Source organism: Pseudomonas sp. P5_A12, from assembly GCF_056400685.1.
Genome location: NZ_JBFUKU010000365.1, coordinates 1 through 4,578 on the forward strand (window position 1 = coordinate 1; position 4,578 = coordinate 4,578).

Sequence of the window (4,578 nt, forward strand, 5' to 3'; positions counted from 1 at the left end):
TGGCTCATAACGAACTGGCTCATAACGAACTGGGCGGTTCGATTCGCGGCGCCAGCACGCTGAGCCAGCAAGTGTCGAAGAATCTGTTCCTGTGGTCTGGCCGCAGTTGGTTGCGCAAAGGCCTGGAAGCCTGGTTCACCGCGCTGATCGAAGTGCTCTGGCCCAAACAGCGGATTCTTGAGGTGTACCTCAACAGCGTCGAGTGGGATGACGGGGTGTTTGGCGCCGAAGCGGCGGCCAGGCATCACTTTGGTGTGAGCGCCAAAAGTCTTGGCCGCCAGCAATCGAGCTTGCTGGCCGCCGTATTGCCCAACCCGCGAGTGTGGAGCGCGAGCCATCCGACCAACTACGTCGCACGACGGGCCGGGTGGATTCGGCGGCAGATGAGTCAGCTCGGTGGGGACAGCTATCTGGCTGGCCTCAACGATTCTCGCCGGGCGCCTTGGGCTCAATAACACCGCAAATCCCCTGTGGGAGCGGGCTTGCCCGCGAAGGCATAGTGTCAGTCGACATCAATGGTGAATGATCAGCCGTCATCGCGGGCAAGCCCGCTCCCACAGTGACCAAGGTGACGCTAAAAAATATGTACAAACAAAAACGCCCCGATCAATGATCGGGGCGTTTTTTATTGCCGGTTCGCAGGTTATGCCGCAATCGACAACTTGAGCTTGTTCATCGCGCTCTTTTCGAGCTGACGGATACGCTCGGCCGACACGTTGTACTTCTGCGCCAGGTCGTGCAGCGTGGCTTTCTCTTCAGCCAACCAGCGCTGATAAAGGATGTCACGGCTGCGGTCGTCCAGCACTTCCAGCGCTTCGTGCAGGTTGTGGTTGGAGTTGTCGCTCCAGTCAGCATCTTCCAGTTGACGGGCCGGGTCGTACCGGTGGTCTTCCAGATAGTTGGCTGGCGACTGGAAAGCACTGTCGTCGTCCGCTTCCGCGGCCGGGTCGAAGGCCATGTCATGGCCGGTCAGGCGACTTTCCATCTCGCGCACTTCCCGCGGCTCTACACCGAGGCTTTCCGCCACGCGGTGGACTTCCTCGTTGTTCAACCAGGCCAGACGCTTCTTCTGGCTGCGCAGGTTGAAGAACAGCTTGCGCTGGGCCTTGGTGGTCGCGACCTTCACGATGCGCCAGTTGCGCAGGATGAACTCGTGGATTTCCGCCTTGATCCAGTGCACCGCGAACGAAACCAGACGCACACCCATTTCCGGGTTGAAGCGTTTGACGGCCTTCATCAGGCCGACGTTACCTTCCTGGATCAGGTCAGCCTGAGCCAGACCGTAGCCGGAATAGCTACGGGCGATATGTACGACAAAACGCAGGTGGGCGAGCACCATCTGCCGAGCCGCCCCCAAATCCTGCTCATAATAGAGACTCTCGGCCAGTTCACGCTCCTGCTCCGGCGTCAGCAATGGAATGCTGTTCACGGTGTGCACATAGGCCTCCAGGTTCGCACCCGGGACCAGAGCATATGCAGGTTGCAAAGAATTGGTCATACGAAAAAACCTCCCACTTACAAACTCGTGCAGTTCAGCACTGCGAAAATTGACCGAAAACCGAAAAACAAGTTCCCATAAACGCTGAAAGGTCAATACGAGCAAAATGATACTACTTAGGCGCAAGCTCCCTCAGGTGGCGTGCGACTGCAATCCATGCACCGATATACCCCAACAGCACCGCGCCAAGCAAGAGAGACAGACCGTCGGCAGCTGGCACTCCGGCCAGCGCGAAATCACTGCCGTACAAACCGGCCAGCCCAACCACCGATTCATTCAACCAGTTCAAGCCAAACGCCAGTACACCCCAGGACAGCATCCCCGCACCGAAGCCATAAAGCGCGCCCATGTACAAAAATGGCCTGCGCACATAGCTGTCCGTGCCGCCGACGAGTTTAATCACTTCTATCTCTGTGCGGCGGTTTTCAATATGAAGACGAATGGTATTGCCTATCACCAAAAGTAATGCAGAAACCAGCAGCACGGTCAGACCGAAGACAAAACGGTCGCCCAGCTTGAGGATGGCGGCCAGACGCTCGACCCAGACTAGATCAAGTTGCGCCTGTTGTACCTTCGGCAACTCCGAAAGTTTTTGTCTTAATGCTTCAAGCGCGGGCTTGTCGACTTCCTTCGGAGTCACCAGAACCACGCCAGGCAGCGGGTTTTCCGGCAATTCCTTCAGCGCATCGCCCAAACCGGACTGCTGCTGGAACTCTTCCAGCGCCTGATCGCGACCGACATATTGCGCATCCGCTACACCCGGCATCCCTTTGATCTGCTCGCGCAGCGACTCGCCCTCAGCAGCGCTGGCCTCCAATTGCAGGTACAGGGAAATTTGCGCCGCACGCTGCCAGGAACCGCCCAGCCGCTCGACGTTACTCAGCAAAAGTGACAGCCCCATCGGCAAACTCAGCGCAACGGCCATCACCATGCAGGTGAAAAAGCTGCCGACGGGCTGCTTGCCCAAGCGACGCAAGCTGTCCAGCAGACTGGCGCGATGGCTTTCCACCCAGGCGCGGAACAACGTGGCGAAGTCCGGGCCGTCGTCATCTTCGTGTTTTTTCTTTTGCGGTTGCGGATCGGCAGCCTTCGGGGCTACACGTTCGGAAACTTTGGGGCTGCGTGTCGCGCTCATTCGGCAGCCTCCCCGTCGCCAATCAATCGACCACGTTGCAGCGTCAGCATGCGGTGACGCATACGGGCGATCAGCGCCAGGTCGTGACTGGCGATCAGCACACTGGTACCCAAGCGGTTGATGTCTTCGAACACGCCCATGATTTCGGCGGCCAGACGCGGATCGAGGTTACCGGTCGGTTCATCCGCCAACAACAATGCCGGCCGGTGAACGATGGCGCGGGCGATGCCGACGCGCTGCTGCTGACCGGTGGACAGGTCGCCGGGGTACAAATCGGTTTTGTCCGAGAGCGCCACGCGCTCCAGGGCCGAATCCACGCGCTTGACGATCTCGGCCTTCGACAGGCCAAGGATCTGCAGGGGTAACGCGACGTTGTTGAACACTGTGCGATCGAACAGCAACTGGTGATTCTGGAACACCACGCCGATCTGCCGGCGAAGATAAGGAATCTGCGCGCTGCTGATGGTCGCGAGGTCCTGGCCGGCCAACAGCAATTTGCCAGTGGTCGGACGCTCCATCGCCAGCAGCAGTCGCAACAAGGTGCTTTTACCGGCGCCAGAATGGCCGGTTACAAACAAGAATTCGCCCCGACGGACTCGAAAGCTCAGCTCATGCAAGCCGACGTGACCGTTCGGGTAGCGTTTACCGACCTGTTCGAAACGAATCATTAACGCTCCCGCTCGGCAAACAGTGCCTGGACAAAGGGTTCTGCTTCAAAGGTACGCAAATCATCGATGCCTTCACCGACGCCGATGTAGCGGATCGGCAGGCCAAACTGCTTGGCCAGGGCGAAAATCACCCCACCCTTGGCGGTGCCGTCGAGCTTGGTCAGCGCCAGGCCGGTCAGTTCGACGGTCTGGTTGAATTGTTTGGCCTGGTTGATGGCGTTCTGGCCGGTGCCCGCATCGAGCACCAACAACACTTCGTGCGGCGCGTCGGCATCGAGCTTGCCGATGACCCGGCGAACTTTCTTCAGCTCTTCCATCAAATTGTCTTTGGTGTGTAGGCGACCGGCGGTGTCGGCGATCAACACATCAATGCCACGGGCCTTGGYGGCTTGCACGGCATCGAAGATAACCGATGCCGAGTCGGCGCCGGTGTGCTGGGCGATGACCGGAATCTTGTTGCGTTCGCCCCAAACCTGCAATTGCTCGACCGCTGCGGCGCGGAAGGTGTCACCGGCCGCGAGCATGACTTTCTTGCCTTCGAGTTGCAGCTTCTTCGCCAATTTGCCGATGGTGGTGGTCTTGCCGGCGCCGTTGACGCCCACCACCAGAATCACGAACGGCTTGTTCTGCGAGGTGATTTTCAGCGGTTGCTCGACTGGCTTGAGCATCGCTGCCAGCTCGGCTTGCAGGGATTTGTACAGTGCATCGGCATCGGCCAGTTCTTTGCGCGCGACCTTTTGGGTCAGGCGCTGGATGATCACCGACGTGGCTTCGACGCCAACGTCGGCGGTCAGCAGGCGGGTTTCGAGGTCTTCGAGCAGCTCGTCATCGATGGCCTTTCTGCCCAGAAACAGACTGGCCATGCCTTCGCCGATGCTGGCGCTGGTCTTGGACAGACCTTGCTTGAGGCGGGCGAAGAAACCAGCTTTGGATTCTTCTGTACGCGGTGGCTCGACGGGCGTTTCGACGGGAGCGGCGACAGGTGCTTGTACAACCGGAGCAACCGGAGCAACCGGAGCAACCGGAGCAACCGGAGCAACCGGAGCAACCGGAGCAACCGGAGCAATGAAAGCGGGAACCACAGGTTCTGCAACCACTGGTTCAGGTTCGGCCACGATGACTGGCGCTACAACCGGTTCAGGTGCAGCCACGACGACTGGCGCTACAACCGGTTCAGGTGCAGCCACGACGACTGGCGCTACAACCGGTTCAGGTGCAGCCACGACGACTGGCGCTACAACCGGTTCAGGTGCAGCCACGACGACTGGCGCTACAAC

General features: G+C 59.3%; 5 protein-coding genes. 1 reads left to right on the forward strand and 4 read right to left on the reverse strand.

The features are described from left to right. On the forward strand, positions 1-455 hold a 455-nt coding region (gene mtgA / locus AC1DSG_RS27905), incomplete at its 5' end, for a monofunctional biosynthetic peptidoglycan transglycosylase (protein WP_477793758.1). A gap of 188 nt (positions 456-643) precedes the next feature. Here the strand turns inward: mtgA and rpoH are convergent. From rpoH to ftsY, 4 genes are all read right to left on the reverse strand, one after another. After that, positions 644-1,498 (reverse strand): RNA polymerase sigma factor RpoH, encoded by an 855-nt coding sequence (rpoH, locus tag AC1DSG_RS27910; protein ID WP_007897890.1) that lies wholly within the window; start codon positions 1,496-1,498, stop codon positions 644-646. Between the two features lie 112 nt (positions 1,499-1,610). Further along, positions 1,611-2,633, reverse strand: a complete 1,023-nt coding sequence (gene ftsX / locus AC1DSG_RS27915; protein ID WP_477793759.1) for a permease-like cell division protein FtsX — start codon at positions 2,631-2,633, stop codon at positions 1,611-1,613. Further along, the gene (ftsE, locus tag AC1DSG_RS27920) at positions 2,630-3,301 is read right to left on the reverse strand and encodes a cell division ATP-binding protein FtsE (RefSeq protein WP_007945516.1); all 672 of its coding nucleotides are present in this window, start codon (positions 3,299-3,301) and stop codon (positions 2,630-2,632) included. The genes ftsX and ftsE overlap by 4 nt, the downstream gene beginning before the upstream one ends. Next, a complete protein-coding gene (gene ftsY, locus AC1DSG_RS27925; RefSeq protein ID WP_477793760.1) occupies positions 3,301-4,560 on the reverse strand; it encodes a signal recognition particle-docking protein FtsY in 1,260 nt (419 codons plus the stop codon). The genes ftsE and ftsY overlap by 1 nt, the downstream gene beginning before the upstream one ends. Positions 4,561-4,578: the final 18 nt, after the last annotated feature.